Source organism: Enterobacter sp. CRENT-193 (assembly GCF_002787395.1).
GTDB lineage: Bacteria > Pseudomonadota > Gammaproteobacteria > Enterobacterales > Enterobacteriaceae > Enterobacter > Enterobacter hormaechei_C.
The window spans coordinates 182,030-206,398 of record NZ_CP024812.1; the positions used below are offsets into that span (position 1 = coordinate 182,030).

General features: G+C 52.4%; 17 protein-coding genes and 1 tRNA gene. 8 read left to right on the plus strand and 10 right to left on the minus strand.

The features are described 5' to 3' along the window. Positions 1-26 precede the first annotated feature (26 nt). The 4 genes from CU081_RS00945 (at position 27) to brxL (ending at position 9,934) form a co-directional block, all read left to right on the plus strand. Positions 27-3,029, plus strand: coding sequence for a reverse transcriptase domain-containing protein (locus tag CU081_RS00945; protein ID WP_039268695.1), 3,003 nt, complete (start codon positions 27-29; stop codon positions 3,027-3,029). Then, on the plus strand, positions 3,029-4,804 hold the full coding sequence (pglX, locus tag CU081_RS00950; RefSeq protein WP_039268694.1) for a BREX-1 system adenine-specific DNA-methyltransferase PglX: 1,776 nt from the start codon (positions 3,029-3,031) through the stop codon (positions 4,802-4,804). Before CU081_RS00945 ends, pglX begins: the two co-directional genes overlap by 1 nt. 208 nt (positions 4,805-5,012) lie before the next feature. Beyond that, positions 5,013-7,616 carry a BREX-1 system phosphatase PglZ type A gene (pglZ, locus tag CU081_RS00955; RefSeq protein WP_039268693.1) on the plus strand — a complete coding sequence of 868 codons (2,604 nt, stop codon included), beginning with the start codon at positions 5,013-5,015 and terminating at the stop codon, positions 7,614-7,616. A 257-nt stretch (positions 7,617-7,873) separates the two neighbouring features. Beyond that, on the plus strand, positions 7,874-9,934 hold the full coding sequence (gene brxL / locus CU081_RS00960) for a protease Lon-related BREX system protein BrxL (RefSeq protein WP_039269145.1): 2,061 nt from the start codon (positions 7,874-7,876) through the stop codon (positions 9,932-9,934). A gap of 109 nt (positions 9,935-10,043) precedes the next feature. Here the strand turns inward: brxL and CU081_RS00965 are convergent, their stop codons facing one another. The 5 genes from CU081_RS00965 to rraB form a co-directional block, all read right to left on the minus strand. Then, positions 10,044-11,294 (minus strand): tyrosine-type recombinase/integrase, encoded by a 1,251-nt coding sequence (locus CU081_RS00965; RefSeq protein WP_039268692.1) that lies wholly within the window; start codon positions 11,292-11,294, stop codon positions 10,044-10,046. Positions 11,295-11,492: 198 nt separating this feature from the next. Continuing rightward, positions 11,493-11,577, minus strand: a tRNA-Leu gene (locus CU081_RS00970). A gap of 106 nt (positions 11,578-11,683) precedes the next feature. Next, positions 11,684-12,406 carry a hypothetical protein gene (locus CU081_RS00975; RefSeq protein WP_003862944.1) on the minus strand — a complete coding sequence of 241 codons (723 nt, stop codon included), beginning with the start codon at positions 12,404-12,406 and terminating at the stop codon, positions 11,684-11,686. A gap of 30 nt (positions 12,407-12,436) precedes the next feature. Beyond that, complete coding sequence (gene miaE / locus CU081_RS00980; protein WP_003862942.1) at positions 12,437-13,195, minus strand: tRNA isopentenyl-2-thiomethyl-A-37 hydroxylase MiaE; 759 nt, start codon at positions 13,193-13,195, stop codon at positions 12,437-12,439. A 46-nt stretch (positions 13,196-13,241) separates the two neighbouring features. Then, positions 13,242-13,667: a ribonuclease E inhibitor RraB gene (gene rraB, locus CU081_RS00985; RefSeq protein ID WP_003862940.1), complete on the minus strand. Its 426-nt coding sequence runs from the start codon at positions 13,665-13,667 to the stop codon at positions 13,242-13,244. A 99-nt stretch (positions 13,668-13,766) separates the two neighbouring features. Here rraB and argL point away from each other — a divergent pair, with 99 nt between their 5' ends. From argL to xynR, 4 genes are all read left to right on the plus strand, one after another. Beyond that, entirely contained in the window at positions 13,767-13,862 is a 96-nt protein-coding gene (gene argL, locus CU081_RS26415; RefSeq protein WP_213014347.1) for a putative translational regulatory protein ArgL, read from the plus strand. Continuing rightward, a complete protein-coding gene (gene argF / locus CU081_RS00990; RefSeq protein WP_003862938.1) occupies positions 13,832-14,836 on the plus strand; it encodes an ornithine carbamoyltransferase in 1,005 nt (334 codons plus the stop codon). Before argL ends, argF begins: the two co-directional genes overlap by 31 nt. A 396-nt stretch (positions 14,837-15,232) precedes the next feature. Continuing rightward, the gene (locus CU081_RS26750; protein WP_306434533.1) at positions 15,233-15,931 is read left to right on the plus strand and encodes a DUF3828 domain-containing protein; all 699 of its coding nucleotides are present in this window, start codon (positions 15,233-15,235) and stop codon (positions 15,929-15,931) included. A 199-nt stretch (positions 15,932-16,130) separates the two neighbouring features. Next, positions 16,131-16,889, plus strand: coding sequence for a DNA-binding transcriptional repressor XynR (gene xynR / locus CU081_RS01005; protein WP_003862933.1), 759 nt, complete (start codon positions 16,131-16,133; stop codon positions 16,887-16,889). Positions 16,890-16,893: 4 nt separating this feature from the next. Here the strand turns inward: xynR and CU081_RS01010 are convergent, their stop codons facing one another. The 5 genes from CU081_RS01010 to CU081_RS01030 all read right to left on the minus strand — a co-directional run bounded on the left by CU081_RS01010 (position 16,894) and on the right by CU081_RS01030 (position 23,707). Next, positions 16,894-18,504 (minus strand): glycoside hydrolase family 43 protein, encoded by a 1,611-nt coding sequence (locus tag CU081_RS01010; RefSeq protein ID WP_003862929.1) that lies wholly within the window; start codon positions 18,502-18,504, stop codon positions 16,894-16,896. 11 nt (positions 18,505-18,515) lie between these two features. Beyond that, the gene (locus CU081_RS01015; RefSeq protein ID WP_003862926.1) at positions 18,516-19,898 is read right to left on the minus strand and encodes an MFS transporter; all 1,383 of its coding nucleotides are present in this window, start codon (positions 19,896-19,898) and stop codon (positions 18,516-18,518) included. A 226-nt stretch (positions 19,899-20,124) separates the two neighbouring features. Next, a complete protein-coding gene (yagF, locus tag CU081_RS01020; RefSeq protein ID WP_003862925.1) occupies positions 20,125-22,092 on the minus strand; it encodes a xylonate dehydratase YagF in 1,968 nt (655 codons plus the stop codon). A 14-nt stretch (positions 22,093-22,106) separates the two neighbouring features. Continuing rightward, a complete protein-coding gene (gene yagE / locus CU081_RS01025) occupies positions 22,107-23,015 on the minus strand; it encodes a 2-keto-3-deoxygluconate aldolase (RefSeq protein WP_003862923.1) in 909 nt (302 codons plus the stop codon). Positions 23,016-23,254: 239 nt separating this feature from the next. After that, entirely contained in the window at positions 23,255-23,707 is a 453-nt protein-coding gene (locus CU081_RS01030; RefSeq protein ID WP_003862921.1) for a YhcH/YjgK/YiaL family protein, read from the minus strand. Positions 23,708-24,369 lie beyond the last annotated feature (662 nt).

Sequence of the window (24,369 nt, forward strand, 5' to 3'; positions counted from 1 at the left end):
ACGAAAATAGGGAAAGGAGACACGATATGGGTTTTACATTAGAAGATTTAGGGCTCGCTTATCGTAAGGCTAAAGTAGACCTCTATTACTCGACAACTCCGTCGCTATTTGCCATTGCTGACTACGAGGATAAGCTGCAGGTTAACCTCACTGATTTGCAAGAACGAATCAATGGAGAAGATCAAGATTGGATACACAACCCAGATTTTCTAGGGGGTTGGTCTCTGGTCCCAAAAGCCATTAAAACGGAGAAAACAGATGACAGCACAGGACTAATTTTCGCGTCACCTGATGATGAATGGCAGAAGATAATAGAAGCTGGAAAAGAAGTCACAGCAGAATTTCGTTTGATGGCCTGCTGCAGTTTGGACTTCCATGTCCTTTCAGCTCTTTGGATGCTCAAGGTGGGTTCGCTTTTTGATAAAAAACTCAGTAGCAATGTTTATGGCAGCCGATTACGCCGTAATCGCCATGATCAAATTAACGAACTAGCACTGGGATCATTTACCCCTTACCTCAAACCTTTTCGCGACTGGCGTGATGGCGGCATTAACGCTATGCGTTCAGCACTGCAAGATAAAAAAGAGGTCTTAGCTCTTACAGCTGATGTGAGCAGTTTTTTCCATGAACTAAATCCCGGTTTTATGCAAGATCCGGCCTTTATAAAACTGATCGGCGTCGAATTGGATCAGAGTCAGACGAGAGTGCACCAATTGTTTATTACTGCACTGGAAGCCTGGGCAAAACTAACACCACTCGGAAAAGGCTTACCCGTTGGTTTGCCAGCCTCTGCTGTTGTTGCCAATGCAGCACTCTTTAAGCTCGATCAGTTTATCGAACAGCAGGTTGTTCCACTCTACTATGGTCGCTATGTGGATGACATCCTGTTAGTGATGGAAAATACCAGTAAGATAAAAAATACGTATCAGTTCTGGGATTGGATCTTCAATCGGGATGGGGGCAAAGATTTATTTAAGTGGGAACATATGGATAACCCAAAAGAACAGGCTATCCTTTTCAAGCCTGATTACCTTGAAACATGTTCCAGCCGTATCGTGTTTACAAACAACAAAAATAAATTATTCGTTCTGTCTGGCGCGGCTGGTATTGCTTTGGTCAATGCTATCTCTGAGCAGATTAATCAACGTGCAAGCGAATGGCGCTCTTTACCAAACCTTCCTGATTCAGCCGAATCAGTGGCAACCGATCTGCTTAAAGCAACCAGCCATATTGGTGAACAAGCCGATAATCTTCGTAAAACTGATGCTTTGACACTGCATCGCGCCAGCTTCGCTCTCAATCTGCGTGACTATGAAGCTTATGAGCGCGATCTTCCGCCTGATTCCTGGAAAGAACACCGCCATGCTTTTTTTGATGCGGTAACAGGTCATTTGCTTACACCGATAAAATTCTTCGAACTAGCTCAATACCTGCCACGTATCATTCGCATGGCTGTCGCTTGTGAAGATTTTAGCTATCTTGGGAAAATGATTAAGGCTCTTAATAAGCTAACGGAAACGGTCAAAGATCATTGTACTATATCGATTAAGGCTCTGCAGTCTTCTCTTCAATATCAACAACATGAGTGGTGGAAAACACTTTACGATGCTGTTGCTGAAAGCATTATTTCATCTTTTCCACACAAGCTATGTGGTGAAGGAGAGAATGCTTGGGATGAATTCTGTAATACCTTACAGTTTAAAAAACACTTAGAATCTAGTCTGCTAAAACTTGTCGGCCGCAGTGGTTTACAGGGAGCTCATACCCGGCTATTCAGTTACGATCTAGCTCATATTCCACTTCGTTTCATCGGCCTGCCCAAAGAGATGGTGAGTCAGCGAGGTATCGTTGAACGCAGCAAATTAATCACCTCAGATGCACATGAGTTACTTCATGGCGACATAGTGGAAGGTATCCGTATTCTCGTCCATTGGCTTAGATTTAAAAGAGGGATTCCAGCAGGTCTAAATTTTGCTACTCGCCCTTTCAGCCTTAATGAGTTGTATTTGATAGCACCAGACCCGTTTAATTCGCTTCACTGCGCTAAGCTGAGCCAGGTGATGCAGGCACTACGTGGTTTTGAGCTGACCAAGTACAAAATGCCGCATTGGGATAAAAGTAAGAGAGTACTTCAGATTCCTGATGGGGAACCTAAGCCTAAGCATACTATCGCGGTATCTAGCTGGGAAACTAGTGGGCCGAGTTTTGTCGCAGCGGTGATGAACAAACCCGATCCTGATAGTCGTCGCCGTTATCAGCGACTTAGTCGTCTGATCAACGAACTGATCTCCAGACCTGATAATAGTGGATATCTCATTTTACCGGAACTGGCTTTACCGCCACAGTGGTTTATCCGCATAGCCCACAAACTTAAGGGGCGTGGTATTTCATTTATCAGTGGTGTGGAATATCTGCATGCTCCGAAAAAGCGCGTACGCAATCAGGTTTGGGCCTCGCTGAGTCATGATGGTCTGGGCTTCCCATCTCTGATGCTCTACCGACAAGATAAACAGCGACCTGCATTACATGAAGAACAAGAACTGTTCCAACTTGCAGGTCTTGAATTAATTCCCGCAACACAATGGACGCAACCCCCGGTTGTGCAACATGGCGATTTTCGTTTTGCAATGATGATCTGCAGTGAATTGACCAATATTCGCTACCGGGCCGATCTGCGCGGTAAAGTCGATGCGTTATTTGTACCAGAATGGAACCCTGATACCGACACGTTTAATGCATTGGTGGAGTCCGCTGCACTTGATATCCATGCCTACATCATCCAGTGTAATAATCGCCTTTATGGAGATAGCCGTATTCGTGCACCTTACAAAGAACGCTACCAACGCGACTTAATGCGCGTGAAAGGTGGGAATCATGATTACTGCATCACCGGTGAAATTGACATCACGGCCTTGCGTCAGTTTCAATCCAGTCACCGCTCACCAGGAAAACCCTTTAAGCCCGTTCCGGACGGATTTGCTCTGGATATGGCATATAGCAGAAAAGAATCACCGAAAGGAGACTCATAATGAGCCAGCTAGAAAATAACAATATGGACAATAATTTATATGGAGCCTCGGCTGCGGATTTCAATAAAATTCCGGGTAGCCCGATTGCGTATTGGATATCTACTAAATTAATTAAAACTTTTGAAAATGGGGTGCAACTCAACAAAATTGCAATTCCAAGACAAGGTCTTGCGACAATGGATAACACAAGATTCACTCGTGTTTGGCATGAGGTATCAATATCTAATTTTTCAATATTCACGACAAAAAAATCTGATGTAAAGTGGTTTCCATATAACAAGGGTGGCGATTTCAGAAAATGGTACGGAAATCAAGAGATATTAGTAAATTGGGGCAACAACGGGGAAGAAATAAAAAAATTGGCCATTGAGCGCTATGGGAGCGCTTCAAAACGTGTGGTCAATGAAGAGTCATATTTTTTACCCAGCATTACTTGGTCAAAAATTAGTAGCAGCAAGCCGTCATTTAGGTATCAACCACCTGGTGCAGTATTTGATGTAGCTGGCATGTCAATTTTCCCTAAGAAAGATGAGTTCCAAATACTTTTACCTTTGCTTAACTCAAAGTTGGCTTTGCGAATACTTGAAGTATTATCTCCAACCTTAAACTTCGAGGCTGGTCAGATAGGAGCAATACCTGTAATCGCCCCCAAAGTGAATGTTGAATCAATATTTCAAAGGTTAATAACCATCAGTAAATTAGATTGGAATTCCTCTGAAGTTTCATGGGAATTTACCCGCTTACCGTTGCTACATTCCGAATATTATCTGCCAATTTTGAGAGATAATTACCAAAACCTCTATGCTCGATGGTTTGAAATCGTCCTAGAAATGCAGCGCCTTGAAGAGGAAAATAACCACATATTTATCGATGCCTATGGCCTGCAGGATGAATTGACCCCAGATGTTCCGCTCTCGGAAATTACTCTCACCTGTAACCCTTATTATCGTTACGGTGGAAACTTAACCGATGAAGAACGCGAGCAGCGCCTACAATCCGACACCATCGCCGAGCTAATTTCCTACACCATCGGTTGCATGATGGGCCGTTACTCCCTTGATCGTGAAGGGTTAGTTTATGCTAATGCCGATAACAAAGGTTTTAAAACACTAGTCGAAGAAGGTGCTTATGCCCGTTTCCCAGCCGACAGCGATGGTATTCTACCAATAACCACCGAAGCTTGGTTTGAGGATGATATTGCCGCTAGGGTTGAAGTGTTTGTCCACACCGCCTGGGGTGCTGAGCATCTGGAAAAGAACCTGCAATTTATTGCCGACAGCCTGTGCCTAGCCGCAATCAAACCGGTGAAAAAAGGAGGTGAAACCTCCCGTGAGACTATTCGCCGCTACCTCTCGACTCAGTTCTTTAAAGATCACTTGAAGACCTACAAAAAACGACCAATTTACTGGCTATTCAGTTCTGGTAAAGAGAAAGCCTTTGAATGCTTGGTCTATTTGCATCGCTATAATGAAACAACTCTCCCGCGCATGCGCACCGAGTATGTCACGCCTCTACTCGGCCAAATGGACAGCCGTATTGAGCGCCTGCGCCTGCAACAGAATGAAGCAGAAACAGCCGAAGCCAAACGCATCGGTAAAGAGATCGATAGCCTGACCAAACAGCTTACCGAGCTGCGTTCTTTTGACGACCAGCTCAAACACTATGCTGATATGAAGATCCAGCTCGATCTCGACGATGGTGTTAAGGTCAACTACGGCAAGTTCGGTACTTTATTAGCTGAAGTGAAAGCTATAACTGGCGATAAAGCCGAGTAAGTTCAAAAAGATAAAGCGGAGACATTAGTGTCTCCGCTTTATAACTTTGCTCTCACTATCCCCTTGTACAAATCAGTTAGATTAGCTATGGAATGTGGGATTCAGTCACTCATCAACGTTCAGAGTTGGTATAATCATCTTCAACATTACACACTACCGCCGATTCATAGCCATGGTGCTGATGGCTTAATTATTCCGAGACGTACTGATGGATATCACTCAGCTTCAAACTGGGCTTAACAACAAATTCACCGCAGATCGGATTGTTTTCTGGCACGACCCAGAACAGAGCTTTACTGCACAGCTTACAGAGCTCGCCATACTGTGGAACGGGTTGCCAGTAACAGTGCTCAATATGGCAGAGCAGTCACAGCTTCAAACTCGCAAACGTATTGAAATCGATGAACCCATGCAGGGGTTCCTTCTCTACTGGCCCAGTTCAGAACCATCACCAGCTAAAGACTGGTTGCTCGATATACGTCGTTATAGCACCACTTTTTATGCTGATGCAGCCTCAATTCTGCTTAATGACCTTGGACTCGCCAATATGGCGCTCCGCGACCACATCGCTTCACGTAAAAGCTTTTTCGCCAACAAAGAGCGTACTGCAGCCTTTAAACGTCGCCTGGACGGCCGTGGCGGTATAGAAGATCCGCTATCACTTGATATGAAGATGATAAGTGTCGTGCTGGCCTGTCATGCTCAGATTGCCGAAATAATGAAAAGCATTGGCGATCGGTTACTTGAGAATGCTGAAACCGCTCTTGTTCCGCTAGAACAGCATGGATTGCTGCCTGGATTTTGGCATTTAATGAACCTTGAATATGGATACCATATAGCTGAAGGGACAGAACCGTCACTACGCGAACTGATTCGTAAGTTACTAGTGAGTGAATGCTACGAACAGCTTGATACCAAAGAGCGCCCTGTCTGGCTACAGTCACAACTATTAGCCACTCCCACCGGACGTGCGAATGCTATGGCTCTGCTATCTGGTTGGCGTGATTCTAACCAGTACAGCAGCAATTTTGCCGACATATCTGCACAGGTAGCGGATCAGCTCGAACTTTCTTCACGCCTGACAGCGCAAGATATCTGGCTCTGGGGAGAAGTCGAAGGCTTTGAAGCGGTCGAACAAGGTTTGATCCGTGAGCTGATATCTGGATTAAACAACGGTGACTTGAAACTGAATCGAGTAGAGTTTGCCCAACTAATCTCTCGTCGTCGACATGGATTCTGGGCCAGAACTGTACCTAAATATGCATATATTTACCAGGCGCTGCAACAAGCTGAATTGTTGCTAGAACTACGCCGTTCGAAACCGGATGGTTTTCATTACACTTCAGCGCAAGAAATGTATCTTGCCTATGAAGCTGAATTGTTCCAGTTTGATGCAGCCTATCGCCTGTTTAATGAAGCGCTATTACATCTGCAAGGACAGTCGGTAGAAGTGCTGGCAGTACTGGCCAGTAAAATCGAAGATTTGTATGTGAACTGGTATCTGTACCAACTGGGACTGACATGGGATGGCTTGCTAGTTAAAGAGCAGTTGCTTGATAACTGGCAACTTGGCCTCCCTTCTCAGCATCGCTTCTATGATACAGTCATAAAACAACGCTTTGCCCAAAGCGGCGTCAAGCGCCAGTTTGTTATTATCAGTGATGCCTTGCGCTATGAAGTTGCTCATGAGCTCCAGGGACAGATAAATGAAGCCAAGCGCTTCACTGCGCAGCTCAAGAGCCAGCTCGGGGTACTACCTACCTACACGCAACTTGGCATGGCCGCCTTACTCCCACACCAGCAACTAGACTATGCCGCTACCAACTCAACAGTATTAGTAGATGGACAGAGCAGCGCGGGTTTAGAAAATCGCAGCACTATTCTAAGTAAGGTAGGTGGTATAGCGATTTCGGCCAAAAGTCTGCTGAGCTGGACCCGGGCAGAAGCTAACGAGGCGGTTGGTGACGCAAAGGTAATCTACGTCTATCACGATGTCATCGATGCTCAGAGTGAATCTCAGAAAAGTGAGCTCAAGACATTCATTCATGCCCGCCAGGCTATAGACGAACTGAATGGACTCATCAACAAAATTATCAATGGGTTTGGCGTTACTCGCGTAGTTATCACAGCCGATCATGGATTCTTATTCCAACAGGCCTCCGTTGAAAACGGGGTAAAATCGCCTCTGAAACACGAACCATCTGGAACTCTGGAAGCTTCAAAACGCTATCTCCTTGGTCGCAATTTACCAACAAACGAAGATGTCTGGCATGGGCAATTGCGTAATGTTGTTGGTGGTAACTCTGATGTGGAATTCTGGCTTCCGAAAGGAGTGAGCCGTTTCCATTTTGTTGGTGGAGCCCGCTTCGTCCATGGTGGTGCAATGTTGCAAGAGGTCTGTGTTCCAATACTTGAAGTACAAGAGCTGCGTGGCAAGAAACAAACTCTGCATGAAAAAACCAAAGTCGACATAGTTCCGGCATACCAACCCATTAAGCTGGTAAATGTGATCGATAAAATCCGCTTCCTGCAGACCGATGCCGTCGATGAACGTCATAAATCAAGAATGGTTCGTTTCTCGGTGGTAGATAGTTCAGAACAAACCGTGTCAGCTATTGAGAAGCTACTCTTTGAAGCGACCTCAAGTAATCTGGATCAGCGCCAGCAAGACGTGCGTTTAAAACTGACCGGTGCTCAATTTGACCGCAAGGCGCAGTATCAATTGCTGCTCGTTGATGATGAGGATGGTATTGAAATGGCACGCTATCCAGTCACTATTGATTTGGCAATCCAGGATGAATTCGGTTTTTAATGGCTCGCAAAATAGCGATCCTGCGGATGTGATAAGTAAATTCTAATGTTGGGTGCCAGCTAATCAGTACCCGGGAGCAATACCAGATGCCACATGATGAGATAAATCCTACTGAAGGTGAGTTTGTAGGAAAGGAAACCGCACAAGAGCCAGCGGTGAATGTCACACATATCACGAACAATGTAGTGATCCAGCAGATGGACGTTTACACGGAGAAGCTTGCCCAGCCGAGCGGAACTACTGTTGATGAGGCTTCTATGCTCAGCATTGACGATGAGTTATCTCAGCATGCCAGCATGGATCTTGATGCCCGTCTGAATCGTTACTTTAAGGGTAAAGTTGTCCGTAAGGATTTGACCAAACAGCTAAAAGAAGGGGCTAATGTCCCTGTCTATGTACTGGAATATCTGCTCGGTATGTACTGTGCTTCAGACGATGATGAAGTGGTACGTGAAGGTCTGGAAAACGTCAAAAAAATCCTCGCTGAGAACTATGTTCGCCCGGATGAGGCTGAGAAAGTAAAATCTCTGATTCGTGAGCGTGGTAGCTTTAAAGTGATCGATAAAATCGGAGTAAAGCTCAACCAGAAGAAAGATGTCTACGAGGCTCAGCTTTCGAACCTCGGTATCAAAGATGCCGTGATCCCCGCCAACATTGTTAAAGCTAACGAGAAGCTGCTCACCGGGGGGATCTGGTGTATCGTTACTCTTAACTATTTTTATGAAGAAGGGCAAAGAGTTTCGCCCTTCTCAATTTTCAACCTTAAGCCTATCCAGATGCCCTCCATGGATATGGAAGAGCTTTTTGCCGCCCGGGCTAATTTCTCAACAGACCAATGGCTGGATACCCTGATCCGCTCTATCGGCATGGAGCCAACCAATCTGAAGCAACGGGTGAAATGGCACCTGTTGACGCGGATGATCCCCTTTGTTGAGAACAACTATAACGTCTGCGAACTCGGCCCACGTGGTACCGGTAAAAGCCACGTCTATAAAGAGTGCTCGCCTAATTCATTACTAGTCTCAGGTGGCCAGACGACAGTCGCCAATCTGTTTTACAACATGAGTTCCCGGCAGGTTGGGCTGGTAGGCATGTGGGATGTGGTAGCTTTTGACGAAGTGGCTGGTATTACCTTCAAAGATAAAGATGGTGTCCAGATCATGAAGGATTACATGGCATCGGGCTCTTTTTCCCGTGGCCGTGATTCTATCGAAGCCAAAGCATCCATGGTATTTGTCGGCAACATAAACCAAAGCGTAGAAACGTTAGTCAAAACCAGTCACCTGCTGGCACCTTTCCCGGAAGCGATGATCGATACAGCCTTCTTTGACCGTTTCCATGCCTATATCCCAGGCTGGGATATCCCTAAGATGCGGCCTGAATTTTTTACCAATAACTACGGTCTGATCACCGACTATCTGGCCGAATATATGCGAGAAATGCGCAAGCGTAGCTTCTCTGATGCTATCGACCGCTTCTTTAAACTCGGGAACAACCTCAACCAACGTGATGTAATTGCAGTACGCCGCACGGTCTCAGGTTTGCTCAAATTACTGTATCCTCATGGTGTGTTTGGTAAAGAGGAGGTACGTCCTTGTCTCACCTACGCATTAGAGTTACGTCGTAGAATCAAAGAGCAGTTGAAAAAACTAGGCGGCATGGAGTTTTTCGATGTGCATTTCAGCTATCTCGACAACGAAACTCTTGAAGAGTTTTTCGTCAATGTACCTGAGCAAGGCGGGAGCCAGTTGATCCCCGAAGGTCTGAGTAAACCGGGAGTTGTGCACATGGTTACCAAGGGTGTCACAGGCCAACTGGGCCTGTATCGCTTCGAGACTCAGATGACCCCTGGTAATGGTAAACACACGACATCTGGCCTAGGCTCCAATACACCAGCAAAAGAAGCAATCCGTATAGGTTTTGATTATTTCAAAGGCAACCTTAATCGCATCAGTGCTACCGCCAAATTTTCCGAGCATGAATACCATCTACATGCCGTTGAGTTACATAACTCAGGCCCTAGTACCAAAACCAGCCTTGCCGCCTTGGTAGCCTTCTGTTCCATTTTGATGGGCAAGCCAGTGCAAGAACAAATGGTCGTGCTCGGAGATATGACACTTGGTGGTGTGGTGAATCCGGTCGAAGATCTGGCTGGTAGTTTGCAACTGGCAATGGATAGTGGGGGCAAACGTGTGCTGCTGCCGATGGCATCAGCTTCTGATATCCCAACTGTGCCTGCTGAAATTTTCTCCAAATTCCAAATCAGTTTCTATGCAGATCCGGTGGATGCTGTGTATAAAGCATTAGGTGTTCAATAACGTCTAACTCATCATCATCAGAAACAAACAATGGGCAAAATGCCCATTTTTTGTTTTAAAAACATGGAGTTAAGATAGAACTACTTAATTCTCAATGGCGTAACTTTTTTTATTTTTTCGCAAAATCAAACGGACTAACCACCTTCTCCCGATTAGCATCCAGATAATCAGCCCACCACTGCAGCATCAGTCTGCGCTCATCCAGATGCTCGGCCTTATGAATATAAGCCGCACGCACAGAGTTACGCTCCATATGGCTCATCTGCCGTTCTACGGCATCCCTCGACCACAACCCCGATTCAATCAGTGAGCTACAAGCCATCGTCCTGAATCCATGCCCACAGACCTCCGCTTTCGTATCATAACCCATCACTCTCAGCGCCTTGTTCACCGTATTCTCGCTCATGGGTTTACGCGGATCGTGATCTCCTACGAAGATCAGGTCACGGTTCCCACTCACGCTTTTGATCTTTTCCAAGATAGCGAGAGCTTGCCGCGACAAAGGCACAAGATGAGGTGTCCGCATCTTTGAACCACGCTGAGAATGTTTAACACCTTCCAGTGGTTCACGCTCACCTGGAATCGTCCACATAGCCGTTTCAAAATCCACTTCTGACCAACGGGCAAAGCGCAGTTCGCTTGAACGGATGAAAACTAACAACGTGAGTTCGACAGCCAGTCGAGTTAACGCCCTGCCGGAGTAATGATCAATGCGGTGAAGTAATTCAGGTATGCGGTTAAGCTCCAGAGCCGCACGATGCTGTCTTTTCGCCGTAGCAACCGCACCGGCAATCTCTTGCGCGGGGTTATAGTTGATTAAGCCGCTCTGCACAGCAAAGCGCATAATCGCGGTAGTGCGCTGTTGTAAACGGGCGGCAACTTCAAGACGCCCGGATGACTCGACGGCTTTGATGGGTACAAGCAGATCCCGTGTCTTCAATTCAGCAATGTTCCGCTTACCGATGGCAGCAAAGAGATTATCTTCGAGGCTTTTCAATACACGAGCACTGTGCGATGCAGACCACTTCTGATTGCTGGCGTGCCACTCTCTAGCGACCACTTCAAACGTTATTGCCTCTTGCTCCTGCTCTACCTTAACGGCTTTCTTGTTCTCACTGGGATCGACACTGTTTGCTAACAACTTACGGGCTTCATCCCGGCGTGCCCTGGCATCCGCCAGCGAAACTTCAGGATATTTTCCCAATGCCAGCATTTTCTCTTTGCCGCCAAAGCGATAACGAAGCCGCCAGTATTTGGAGCCGTTAGGGTGAACCAGCAACACCATGCCTTCACCGTCAGTAAGCTTATAGGCTTTTGCTTCAGGCTTAGCCGAACGAACCTTCACATCACTCAGAGCCATGATGAGTATCCTTTCAAGGGTTCTGTGTGGGTACAAACATTATCGAACCGGGATATACCCGCAGTTGTACCCGCATCAGTAAGTTGATGTAGATTGAATCAGGTTGACTTAGGTTGAGTGAGAAAGCGAGGGAAGTCTTGCGGATACTGGATTTCGGGCACAAAAAAAGACGTCCTTTGACGTCTATTGATGTTCCGATGGTGCCGAAGGCCGGACTCGAACCGGCACGTATTTCTACGGTTGATTTTGAATCAACTGCGTCTACCGATTTCGCCACTTCGGCACTGAAGGGGATGCGGAAACGTTGTGGATTATACCTGTCGCGCGCCGCCATGCAAGCGACGACGCGCTAAACCCGCGCTAAGTGCCCAAAAAACCAGCGCCCTTTGTCACTCCAGCTCAGACACCGCCAGCCGAATCACCCTTGCCGCCTTCTGCTCCGGCAGCGCCAGCACCTTCGCCCACATCTCCTGCACCATATCGCAGGAGAGCTTCTCTTTGCCCGCCGCCTTCTCCGGCATCTGCAGCAGCTGGATGTCCTCGCCGTACTTATCGGCAAGTTCCTTCATAATCGGCCGCACGTCCTCGACGGCCGCCTCGCGTTCGGCCGGGGTCACGGTGTGGCGGTTTTTGCCGTAGGCCGCGCGCATCATGTCGGCGTCGGCCTGCATGCGCCGCGTCATCAGGTCTTTATCCAGCATGCGCATCGGGTTCACGCCGCCCTTCACCATCGGGTAGAGGAAGCGGAAGCAGGCGTCGTCGCTCACCTTCTGGATGGCGGCGGTCTGCTCCATGTTGATGGTCATGTAGTTCACCACGTTGGCATCCGGGGCGTTTTGCAGGCGCGACATCTGCAGATGCAGGATCTGCGGCTGGATGGTGTCGATAATCTGCTGCTCCGGCTCGCCCGCTTTTTGCAGGGCGGCCATCTGGTCGAGGATTCGCTGATGCAGCGCGGGCTCCTGCTCCTTAATCACCTGCCAGGCGGGCATCGCGTTAAGGGTGTTATCCATCTGCCGTTCCGGGGCGCGCTGCCTGTCGAAAAACACCCAGAACGCCACGGCGGCAGCCGCAATGACGACAATCACAATACGGGTCCACGTTTTATTCATCTCGCATCCTTATCCTTGAGTTATGCCGGTTTACACCGGCACGCCGCTGTGGAAGCGAAACTCGTTGTCCGGTGTCGAGATAAGTGTGGCTTCAATTTCGCCAAAAAGCTTTATGCGCGGTGAGATATCGTCGTCGCTCACCTGCTGGGCCAGCGTCAGGTAGTCCTGATAGTGGCGCGCTTCCGAGCGCAGCAGCGAGAGATAAAACTTCTGCAGGTCGTCGTCGAGGAACGGGGCCAGCGCGGCGAAGCGTTCGCAGGAGCGGGCTTCGATGTAGGCACCACAGATGAGCTTGTCGATCAGCGTCAGCGGTTCGTGGGTGCGCACTTCCTTCAGCATCCCTTTGGCGTAGCGGCTGGCGGTGATTTTGACGTAGGGAATGTCGCGGGCCAGCATCGCCTCGCGCACCTGCCAGAAGTGATGCAGCTCCTCTTTAATCAGCAGCACCATGCTGTCGATAAGCGCCTGGCCCCACGGGTCGTCGGTTTTGGGCATCACGCTTTTGCCAATCTGCCTGTGCAGGGCGATGAAGTCCGGCTCCGGGCCGTCGCGGAAGGTGAACTGTTCATAGGGTTTGAGCCAGTCGAGCAGCGCGTCGGCACCGCTTTCGTCGGCGACGTATTTACGCACCAGCAGCAGCGCGGTCTGGGCGGCCTTGAGCTCGCACACCATGTGGTCGGTGAGCAGCAGCGGCAGGTTTGCCGGGTCGCGGGCTTTATCAATCCATGCTTGCGGGGTCGGGCACTGGAGGAAGTTGAGTACGGGGGCGAGTATCTGCGGGTAATCCATGGTTCTGCCTTGAAAAAGCGGTGGCGTGCGCCACCGCCTGAAACGCTTAGTGACGCACGCCGTCGTCGTCTTCGTCGACGTAATCTTCGTCGTCGCCTTCTTCGCCGTCTTCACCGTTCGGATCTTCGAAGTAGGTTCCCCAGCCGTCGTATTCCACTTCAAACTTCTCGGCCAGGTTCATCAGTTGTTCGACCTGCGCGTCGATCAGCTCCGCCTTCAGCGCGCCTTCGCTCAGGATGTCGCAGCAGATGACGGTGTCGCCCTCTTCCACTTCCAGCTCTTCCGGCTCGGTCACTTCGTAACCCAGCTTGAAGGCTTCCACGGCCATTTTTTCCAGCGCGTCGAAATCATCCGCAGAGAAATGGTGCTCGATGGTGTACAGCGCGTCCGGATCGCTACCGTCTTCCAGCAGCTCTTCAATAATCAGACGCGTCTCTTCGCGTTGCTCTTCCAGTAATTCCGGGTTTGCCATGGCTCAATCCTCTTTAAAGTGCGGCAGATACTTCTATTTTCACACACGGACGGGTTTGCCTCCACCTTTGTTGGAAAGATTTGTGAAACGGGGTTGCAAATGAATAATTACACATATAAAGTGAATTTTAATTCAATAAGTGGCGTTCGCCATGTGAGGATAAAATGTCTGATCTGTACAAGAAACACTTTCTGAAATTGCTCGACTTTACCCCTGCACAGTTCACTTCTCTGCTGACCCTTGCCGCACAGCTCAAAGCCGATAAAAAAAATGGCAAGGAAGTACAGAAGCTTACCGGTAAAAACATCGCGCTCATCTTCGAAAAAGACTCGACCCGTACCCGTTGCTCTTTCGAAGTTGCCGCATTTGACCAGGGCGCGCGCGTTACCTATTTAGGGCCGAGTGGCAGCCAGATTGGGCATAAAGAGTCAATTAAGGACACCGCGCGCGTGCTCGGGCGGATGTACGACGGCATTCAGTATCGCGGCCATGGCCAGGAAGTCGTCGAGACTCTGGCGCAGTATGCGGGCGTGCCGGTGTGGAACGGGCTGACCAACGAGTTCCATCCAACCCAACTGCTGGCGGACCTGCTGACCATGCAGGAGCACCTGCCGGCCAAGGCGTTTAACGAGATGACGCTGGTCTACGCGGGCGATGCGCGCAACAACATGGGCAACTCGATGCTGGAAGCGGCGGCGCTGACCGGGCTGGATCTGCGTCTGGTGGCCCCGAAGGCCTGCTGGCCGGAAGAGAGCCTGGTAGCGGAGTGCAGCGCGCTGGCGGAGAAGCACGGCGGGAAAATCACCCTGACGGAAGACGTGGCGGCGGGCGTGAAGGGCGCGGACTTTATCTATACCGACGTGTGGGTGTCGATGGGCGAAGCCAAAGAGAAGTGGGCGGAGCGGATTGCGCTGCTGCGCGGGTATCAGGTGAACGCGCAGATGATGGCGCTGACCGGCAACCCGGACGTGAAGTTCCTGCACTGTCTGCCGGCGTTCCATGACGACCAGACCACGCTCGGCAAGCAGATGGCGAAGGAGTTCGATCTGCACGGCGGGATGGAGGTGACGGACGAGGTGTTTGAGTCGGCGACGAGCATCGTGTTCGACCAGGCGGAAAACCGGATGCATACGATTAAGGCGGTGATGGTGGCGACGCTTGGGGAGTGATTGACTCCTCTGCGGTCTGGTGCCCTCACCCCGGCCCTCTCCCACGGGGAGAGGGAGAAAACACTAAAAACGACAACAGCGTTATCGTCAGGCAGAAAAATTCATTTTAGTGATGCTTTCTCAGATAGGCATTAACCATAATAGATATTTATATTTTCATTAACCATTATTTACTGAGTAGATAATGGTTAATATCAGGTCATTATCAATTACAAAACACCGTATATTATCGGCGTAATATTTCCTTATTACTTCATTTCATTAATAAGGATGATTTTATGTCATGGAATAAGCACGAGGCTGTGTCTTATGCTCGCAGCCACGCGCACCATTACAGCACGGGTTACTGCGCTCGCGCCGTAGCCGCGGCTATCCGCGCCGGAGGATTAGAAATTAATGGCGCTGATGCAAAAAACTTCTGGCGCTCTCTTGAGAAAGCAGGATTCAGCAAGGTGTACGGCACCCTCATTGAGGGTGATGTTGCAGTCATTGACGCATTGCCTGGTGCGCATCAGAACGGGCATGCATGCATCTATGACGGTTCGGGTACCTGGTATTCAGATTTTAAACAGAATAGTCTTTATCCCGGCCAGAGATATCGGAAGATACAGCCAAAAATCACCTTTTACAGGCACTACTGATATGAAAAGCACCTTACTTCTTTGCTGCCTGTTTTCTTTCTCTGCTATGGCCGGCCATTCTGACCCGATTGAGCGTGCTGTAAAATTTAACAGCTGGTACGTAAATCAAATCAACAAAGACGTATTTCCCATTACTGATGGAAACGAAATAGATAAATATGTCACAGCATCAACAATGAAAAAACTCCGTCACGCGCAGGATCCTCGCTATGCAGACGAAGAGTTTTACGAGGCCGATATATTTTTAAAAGCGCAATACATCGGCGATGACTGGCCGCAGAATGTAACAGCCATAGCCGGGGATACCGATCCAGTCTGTGTCAACGTATACATTGCATTCGGTAAAAAGCAGGACCACATAGTCATAGACTGCATGGTTAAAGAAGACAACTTATGGAAGGTACAGTCAGTTTCTGCTGTTGAATTTTCAAGAAACCTGACTATACCGAACTGAGCCAAACGACGTACCGGCAAAAATATTGATACTGCGCGCTCTTTTTGCCGGGTGGCGCTGCGCTTACCCGGCCTACACAACCCGTAGGCCCGTGCAAGCGCAGCGCCGCCGGGCGAATCAGGCCAGCTCCATTTCATTGATTTTTCACCCCGAAAAAGGTACGTTTTCGCCTTAATTCCAGCGTGGACATACCAGCATTATGCCGATTATTCAGTCTGTTGAACGTGCGTTGCAGATCCTCGACCTGTTCAACGAACAGGCCACCGAGCTTAAGATCACCGACATCAGCAAACTGATGGGGCTGAGCAAGAGTACCCTCCACTCGCTGCTGAAAACCCTCCAGCTTCACGGCTATATCGATCAGAACCCGGAGAACGGCAAATATCGCCTCGGCATGAAGCTGGTCGAGCGCGGCCATTTTGTCGTGGGGTCCATCGATATTCGTCAAAAAGCGAAAGGCTGGCTGACGGAGCTTTCCCGGCTGACCGGGCAGACCACGCATCTGGGGATCCTGGACGGGCGTGAAGGGGTCTATATCGAGAAGATTGAAGGCAAGCTGGCCGCCATCGCCTATTCGCGCATCGGCCGCCGCCTGCCGGTTCACGCCACCGCCATCGGCAAGGTGTTGATTGCCTGGCTGGGCGAGGCCGAGCTGAACACCCTGCTTGAGAGCTATCAGTACACCACCTTTACGCCCGCTACTCTCTCCTCTCGCGAAGCCTTAATGAGCGCCCTGGCGCAGACCCGCGAGCAGGGCTATGCCCTGGATAGCGAAGAGAACGAGCAGGGCGTGCGCTGCGTGGCGGTGCCGGTGTGGAACCACGAATCCCGCGTGATTGCCGCCCTGAGCCTGTCGACGCTGACCTCCCGCGTGGACGACGCAGAGCTGGCTGATTTCCGCGAGCAGCTTCAGCAGGCCGGGCTCCAGCTCTCACGCGCGCTGGGCTACCCGGCCTGAGCCGTTAGGCCGGCTCGTAGGTGAAGTAGTCGAAGTCTGCGTGGCAGCCATCTCCGCTGATGTCCTCGCAGTGCAGCCCCACAAACGCGCCGGTAAAGAAGCCGCGCCCGCCAATGTAGTCGTCCGACAGCTTCCACGCCTCATATGTAACCGGCACGGTGTGCCACGTCTCGCCGTCGAACGAGTAGCTGTAGCGGTAGACCAGCGTATCCACGTCCACCCGCAGCCAGATGCTCTCCGCACTCTCCGGCACCGGAATCGGCTGCTCGTGCAGCGGCCACGACGGCACGTTGTGGTCGAGCTGGATCACCTTGATGGTTCTCCCCTGCCCCTCCTCGTAGTCCACAAAGCAGTAGCTCCAGTTTTTGCTGTTGTAGTAGCAGGTCAGCCCCGCGCTCTGCTGGAAGTGGACCGGCGAGAACTGCATCCGCGTCTCCGCCCGGAAGGCGAAGTGCTGCCAGCGGCGCGCCACGGTCGACTGGGTAAAGGTCGAGTTGAGCGAGTCGTTGCCGTACAACCGTAAGTAGCCCGGGCGGGCGGTGAGCGAGCCGAGGGTGTCGTCGAACGGAATGCGCAGGGTCTGTAGCTCCGGGTCAAGCGTGCTGCCGTCAAAGTCCTCCCGCCAGTTACCCTGAGCGGCTGCGGGCTGCTCGGCCACCTGCGGGCCTTTCACGGTCAGCTGCGCGTGCTTGCCGCCTTCCACGTACGGCCAGCCGTCGCGCCATTCAATGCGGGCGATGCCGGTCTCGCGTCCCAGCGGGCAGTAGCCGCGCCCGCCGGAGGCCAGCAGCGGCACGCCGGGCAGGCGCAGCGGGCGGCTGGTGAGGTAGGCCATGTACCACTCCCCCGTGTGGGTCTGCAGCAGCGAGCCGTGGCCGCTCTTCTGCAGCGGATTCTCCGGCAGGTGCCAGCTGGTCATCATCGTCACGTCCGGGTGCAGCTCGTACGGCCCGTCGATTGTTTTTGAACGCAGCACCACGACGGCGTGCTCGTAGCTGGTGCCGCCTTCGGCCACCATCAGGTAGTACCATCCCGCGTGGCGATACAGGTGCGCGCCCTCGGTGTAGCAGAGCGGCGTGCCGGTAAACAGGGTTTTGCGCTCGGGCGAGAGCGTGCCGGTCTGCGGGTCAAACGCCTGCAACACGATGGTGTTGTGCGGGTTGCTGTGGTGGCGCGGCCCCCACGGGCGGTAGAGGTAGTACTTGCGGCCATCGTCGTCGTGGAACAGGGACGGATCAAACCCGCCGTTGCCCATCGGGATCGGCTCGCTCCATGGCCCTTCGATGGACGGCGCGGTGACGAGGAAGTTGCGGCCATTTTTCCACGGCGAGTCGACAATCTTCACGTCGGTATAGAGCAGCCAGAATTTGCCGTCAGCGTAGCTCAGGCACGGCGCCCAGATGCCGCCGGAGTCCGGGTTGCCCTTCATGTCCAGCATCGACACGCGGTCCAGCGGGGTGCTGACCAGCGACCAGTTTTTCAGGTCGCGAGAGTGGTAGATGCGCACGCCGGGGAACCACTCGAAGGTCGAGGTGGCGATGTAGTAGTCCTCGCACTGACGGCACAGGGACGGGTCCGGGTTGAAGCCGGTCAGAATAGGGTTAGTGATTTCCATATTGCCTCCGGTTAATGGGATGCGGCTGTCGCGGCGTCGGGAACGGCCTCGCCCTGCGCCGCGCGGTGCTTGATCAGCTGCTGGCTGATGGCCTCCACGCGGGCGTCGGTGAGCTTGTAGAACGACAGCATGATGAACATGCCCGCGTAGAGCACCACCGGCACCACGCAGAACAGGATTTTGATGGTGGTGAGCACCTCGACCGGCTGCACGCTGCTGCTGGCGGAATAGTTCACGTACGCCAGGATCCAGCCCACCACCGCCCCGCCAATCGCCAGGCCAATCTTCAGGCTGAACAGGTAGGTGGAGAACACCAGCCCGTCGAGGCGGCGTCCGCTGCGGCTCTCCTCGTAATCCACCACGTCAGAGGCCATCAGCCACTGTAGCGGCGTGGTGGTGTTAAAGACGAACAGGAACAGGATGTTGAGGGCGAAAATCAGGGCAATATGCTCCGCCGGCGTGAAGAAGATCAGCAGGCTAATCAGAGAGTAAGCGACGATGATCCACTTAAAGGCGGTGACGCGGTCGAAGCGGCCCAGCAGACGAGACGAGCAGAGCGAGCCGAACATGGTGGCGAGGCTGCCGTAGAGTAAAAACTGCGTCGCCATCTCCGGGTGATCCATCACGTATTTCACAAAGTAGAGTGTCGCCCCGCCGCGCACCACGTTGGAGCAGGTCGCCATCATCTTGAACGCGCACATGATCCGCCATTGTCCGTTGCCCAGCAGCAGCTTAAGGTCTTTCGCCACTGACGAGCCCGGCTGAACCTCAAAGGTGTAACGCTCTTTGGTGGTAAAGAAGCAGACGTAGAGCAGCACCACGCCGGTCAGTCCCAGCACGCACATGGCGCCAAAATAGCCCACCTGCTCATTCCCCTTGCCGATGATGCTCACCAGCGGCAGGGCAATGCCGCTGATGGCGAGCGACCCCGCGGCGGCGAGGAAGAAACGCCAGGACTGAAGGGCGTGGCGCTCTTTCGGGTCGGCGGTGATCACCCCCGGCATGGCGCAGTACGGGACGTTAACGAAGGTGTAAACCAGGGTCAGGAGAATGTAGGTCGCGCAGGCGTAGATGATTTTGCCCTGCGCGGAGAAGTCCGGCGTGTAGAAGGTCAGCATGCAGACGATGCCAAACGGGATGGCGCCCCACAGCAGGAACGGGCGGAACTGGCCGTAGCGGGTACGGGTGCGGTCTACCAGCAGCCCCATCAGCGGATCGGTCACGGCGTCTAGCACGCGTGAAACTAAAAACAGCGTCCCCATAATGCCCGCGGAGAGACCGAACACGTCGGTGTAGAAATAGGCCAGCAGGAACATCGTGGCCTGCCAGACGAAGCCGCAGGCGGTGTCACCCAGCCCGTAGCCAATTTTGTCTTTCATGGTTAATTGCGTCATCAGAATTACACCCTTATGTAGTGTGCTGAATTACAACATCGTGTTAATGGAGTGTAATGAGCTGTTCAATTAACCAGCAATGGTCATATCTTATTTCTGAATTACGTTATTTTGCTTTTGTGACGCCACCGATATATCGCAACTTATTGTTTAAATTAATAAATAGCAGGAACAGCAAAACCGCCCGCGGAATATTTCCCGCAGACGGTTTTATCTAATGAAATAATTAAATGCCGAGCGCTTTTTTGCCGGCGTTAATTACCTCGATAATTTTATCGGTGTCATAAATACAGCCTTTCCAGGTGCCGCCGCTCACCGACTGCAATGCCGCCCACAGCCGGGTGTCGTCCGGCAAAAAGTCGTGGGCGTGCAGGTCCGGGTGCGTCTGCCGCATTGCCAGCTCGCGCGCGCCCTCCTCCGGCGTCAGCGGGTTATCCGCGGTGCCAATAAAGTTCACGCTGCCCGTTAATGTCAGTCGGTCGACGGCTATCTCAATGATGTCGTTATCGCGCAGCTTGCCAATCGGCCCGCCCGCCAGCGCCTCCGGCGATACGTGGCCGAAGCAGGCCCCCGTCGACACGCCCGAGAAGCGCGCATCGGTGATGAGCGATACCGTCTTGCCCCACGAGATATGCTTCAGCGCGGAGGTAAGCTGGTAGGTCTCTTCCATGCCGGTGCCGGACGGCCCGCCGCCGATCACCACCATGATATCGCCCTGCTTGATCTCTTCCCGCTTGATGGCCTTGATCGCCTGCGCTTCCGAGACAAACACCCGCGCCCGACCGGTGTGGCGGTAAACGCCATCTTCACCGACAACCGACGGGTCGATCGCCGTGGCCTTGATCACCGATCCTTCCGGCGCAATGTTCCCCGTCGGGAAGCAAACCGTCGAGGTCAGCCCTTTCGCGTTGGCTTTCTCCGGCGGCAGGATCACGTCATCCGGATCCACGCCGTCCTGCTCGCGCAGGCACTGGCGGAAGCGCGCCCGGCGTTCGGACGTCTGCCACCAGTCGAGGTTCTCGCCCACCGTCTGGCCGGTGACGGTCATGGCGTCCAGGTGCAGCAGACCGAGATCGCGCAGGTGGAGCATCACCTCCGGCACGCCGCCCGCGAGGAAGGCGCGCACGGTCGGGTGATAGTCCGGGCCGTTGGGCAGCACGCTGACCAGGCGCGGCACCCTGCGGTTGACGCGCGTCCAGTGCTCTACATCCGGGATCGTGCAGCCCGCCGCGTGGGCGATGGCCGGGATGTGCAGCAGTAAATTCGTCGAGCCGCCGAACGCCGCGTGGATCACCATGGCGTTTTCGATGGCTTTATCGGTGAGGATATCGCGCGTGGTGATGCCACGGTTATCCAGCTCGCTCACTGCCCGCGCCGACTGGCGGGCGATCTCCAGCCACACCGCCTGCCCGGACGGCGCCAGCGCGGAGTGCGGCAGCGCCAGCCCCAGCGCTTCGGCCACCACCTGCGAGGTGCCCGCCGTGCCGAGGAACTGGCAGCCGCCGCCCGGCGACGCGCAGGCGCGACAGCCGAGCTCGGCGGCCTCCTGCAAGGAGAGTTCATGGTTGGCGAAGCGCGCGCCGATGGTCTGCACTTTGCCCGCGTCTTCCCCCACGGTCGGCGGCAGCGTCGCCCCGCCCGGCACCAGAATGGTCGGCAGGTCGTGCATGGAGGCCAGCGCGATCATGGTGGCGGGCAGCCCTTTATCGCAGGTTGCCACGCCGATCACCGCCCGGCGCGTCGGGAGGGAACGGATCAGGCGGCGAAACACGATCGCCGCGTCGTTGCGGTACGGCAGGGAGTCGAACATGCCGTGCGTGCCCTGAGAGCGCCCGTCGCACGGATCGCTGACGAAGGCGGCGAACGGGATCCCGCCGTTGCGGGTGATCTCCTTCGCCGCCGCCTGCATCTGCATGCCGATCTCCCAGTGCCCGGTGTGGTAGCCCAGAGCGACCGGGCGTCCGTCCCCGGCGCGGATCCCGCCCTGGGTGCCGATAATCAGCACCTCTTTGCCGGTCAGCTTGTTGGCATCCCAGCCCATCCCGGCGTTCTGCGTCATGCCGAACAGGTTGCCGCTGGGGGATTCCATCAGCATCTGCGGGGTCAGCGGCAGCGCGCCCTGCGGCCCCGCCGCGTGGGTGATCACCGCATAAAACGCATCGTCCTGTGGGGTAAAAATTTTCTCAATGGTCATGGTTATCGTCCGGCTCAGCAGAGCTTGAGCTGTTGTAACAGGGTTTTCAGCTGCGCCTTGCGCGGCTCGTCCAGCGGCGAGGCTGGCGGCAGGACGTGCGTGGAAATCGGACGACCGCAGAGCACAATCGCCTCTTTAATCACATTCACAAACGGCGTATCCAGCTGATACATCTGCGGGATTTGCAGCAGGGTCTGATGATACTCAGCCGCTTTCGCCACGTCTTTATCCCGCCAGGCTTTCAGAAGATTCACCGACACCTGCGGGGCAAAGTTGCCGCTGGCCGAAATCGCCCCGTCGCCGCCGAGCAGCAGGGTATTAAACAGATGATCGTCGTAGCCGCACAGCACGGTGAAGTGCGGATGGGCGCCTTTAACGGTGTGGATCATGCTGCGCAGGTGGGCGACGGAGTCGATGGTGTCTTTGATGCCGATAATATTGCTGCGCGAGTCGGCGAGGGTTTTCACCAGCGCCGGGGTCAGATCCTGCCCGGTCAGCGCCGGGAAGTTATAGAGCATCACCGGCAGCGTGACGCTGTCGGCCACCTGCTCGAAATAGCGGATCAGGTTCGCTTCCGACACTTTCCAGTAGTAGGGGTTGATCACCACGATGCCGTCCGCGCCCGCCTGCTGCGCGTGCTGGCTGAGCTCAATGGTTTCCCGGGCGTTGGTGCCGCCGGTGCCGATTAGGACCGGCACGCGGCGATCGACATGATCGATCGCAAATTGGGCAATGGTTTTACGCTCTTCGGCGCCGAGCTGGGAGAACTCGCCGCCGCTGCCCAGGAAGAACAGGCCGTCAACGCCTGCTTTGATGAGATCGTCGATCAGCGCGGCGGTGCCCTGCTTATCGAACTGGCCATCGGCGGTAAAAATGGTGGAGACAGGGGGAATGATTCCCGTAAACAACGCGGACTGCGGCATGAGATCTCCTTGCTGAATCATTTTGTTCTACATTATAGAACAGTGTTCGTTAAATTAACGATCATACTATGACGCAGGAAAAGCGCAGGTAAATGAGAGATGGAGAGGGAGTGCGGGAAATTTAAGCTGGATCACATTATGCGTGGGTGCGGTCTGGTGCCCTCACCCCGGCCCTCTCCCACGGGGAGAGGGTGTAAAAGTTCCCTCTCCCCGTGGGAGAGGGTTAGGGTGAGGGAAAATTACTCCACCAGCATTTTAACAACCACTTTCCTGACCTTAGCAGGTGCTCCCGCCGCGCACAGCGGCTTATGCACTTCGCCCGGCCAGAACACCACAAAATCCCCTTCGCTCAGCACCACGGTTTTCTCCTGCTCGCCTTCCGGCAGGAACGCGATGTCTTTGTCCGCCAGCCAGTCGGTGTCCGGCGTACCGTGCGGCAGGGTACTGAAGGTCATCCCTTCCTGCCCCTTCAGCACAATCTGAATATCCAGATAGCGTGCATGGTATTCAGCACGACGCTCGGCGAACGGCTGGGTCATGTCCTCCGAAACCAGATAAAACAGGCTGTTGCCGTTGATGTCGTGCTTGCCGGTCGGCGTCGCGTCGGTGACGTGGGCCTTAACGTGCTCAATGGCCTGACGCAGCTCTTCTGGCAGCCAGGACTGGAGATGATGAATATTGCCAATAATCATGATACAACCCTCAGATTAAAACATTGTTTCATTTTCATGTTTTATACGAGAATTGCTTCTTCCATACCAGCCCTTTTTTGACAAGATTTGCGTCAGCGCATGTTTATCGGGAAATGTGTTAATCCACTGTTAATTGCACACAGGCATTTATGCAGTGGTTATGCATAACCTCATTTCATGCACTTTGCACATAGGGTCTAACTCACTGAATTTAAAACGTAACTCACAAAACCTGTTGGCATATCACACTTTATCACTTTGGTTATTTCCTTTAAAAATCCATAATTATTTATTGATTTATCTTAAGTGAAAAATAGTTAACTGTCATTATTGCATAGCTATTCCCGAATCAACATTTTATCCATTAAAATCAACCATATAACTAAATATTTCAAAACGTGTAATTCTACAAAATAATAACAAACTCAAATATTGCCACCCGTTCCTGCTTAGCTATTCATCCCGTAATAATATGAAATTAATCATTATCTGATACGAATCATGCAATTGAAAATAAACTGCTCAATATCGGTTTTCGCGTGAGCAATGTCACAACAACCATTATTTAAGCGCCTACTATAAATCACGAAATCAATTGAGCTTAGCCGCCATGAAATTAAACACCTTACATGGCGCATGCCCTTTTTATTCTGAAAAAAAGT